The organism is Bradyrhizobium sp. NBAIM14 (assembly GCF_020193895.1).
Classification (GTDB): domain Bacteria; phylum Pseudomonadota; class Alphaproteobacteria; order Rhizobiales; family Xanthobacteraceae; genus Bradyrhizobium; species Bradyrhizobium yuanmingense.
This window is the reverse complement of sequence record NZ_JADYVQ010000065.1, coordinates 1-1,079: the sequence shown is the minus strand read 5'-3', so window position 1 is coordinate 1,079 and position 1,079 is coordinate 1. Positions and strand designations below refer to the sequence as shown.

Annotated in this window: 1 protein-coding gene; it reads left to right on the top strand. The window is 63.9% G+C overall.

Going from position 1 to position 1,079, the window contains the following annotated elements:
* Window positions 1-49: 49 nt before the first annotated feature.
* On the top strand, window positions 50-1,079 hold a 1,030-nt coding region (locus I6F28_RS37005), incomplete at its 3' end, for an IS701 family transposase (RefSeq protein WP_225143927.1).

Below are 1,079 nucleotides of genomic sequence, written 5' to 3'. Positions count from 1 at the left end.
CTAGCATTACAGTTGCATCTTCCTGAAGGTTCTGAATCCATGGGCGACCATGATTCGGGATCTGATGATTGGTGGCGCGTCAGTTGAAGATACGCTGACGCTGTGGGCTTCGGCGTTGCGAGATATCAAGCAACGCATCCGTCCGCTGTTTACGCAGGAGCGGGTCGCGGCCGCGGCGGGGCAGTTTCTCGACGGACTGTTGGGCAACGAGCCGCGCAAGACGGGTTGGATGCGGGCGGAAGCGGCCGGCGATCCAGGCCCGTGGCGCCAGCAAGCGATCCTGGGTCGGGGGCAGTGGGACGCCGATGCGCTGCGCGATATTGTCCGTGAATACGTGCTGGAAACGCTGCCCGATGAGGACGCGGTTCTGGTCATCGATGAGACCGGCTTTTTGAAACAGGGCAAGGCCTCATGCGGCGTCGCGCGCCAGTACACCGGCTCGGCCGGCAAGATCACCAATTGCCAGATCGGAGTGTTCGCCGCCTACGTGTCGCGGCATGGCCATGCCTTCATCGACCGGGCACTCTACCTGCCAAAGGACTGGACGGACGACCCCGCTCGCCTGAAGGCTGCGCATGTCCCGAGCGATGCGGGCTTTGCGACAAAGCCCAAGATCGCGCGTCACATGATCGCTGGCGCGATCGCCGCACAGGTGCCGTTCGCGTTCGTGGCCGCGGACAGCGTGTATGGCACCGGTGAGATCGAAACCCTGCTGCGCAAGGAGGGCAAGGGCTATGTTCTGGGTGTTGCGTCCAATCATGTGTTCCGTTCCTGGGGCAAGCCGCAGCCTGTCGCCGGCACCGCCTCCGCGATTGCGCAGAGCCTTCCCAAGAAGGCCTGGCGCCGCCTGGCGTCCGGCGAGGGGATCAAAGGGCCGCGCTGGCACGACTGGGCCTATCTCGAGCTGGCCGATCTCGACGCCGGTGAATACAACGACGACCTTGCCGGGGAATGGACGCGGGGTCTTCTGATCCGCCGCAACATCGCCGACGGCAGCTTGGCCTTCTTCTCCACATGGTGCCCCAAAGGCACGTCCATGCAGAAGCTGGTGTCGGTGGAAGGCCATCGCTGGGCCATCG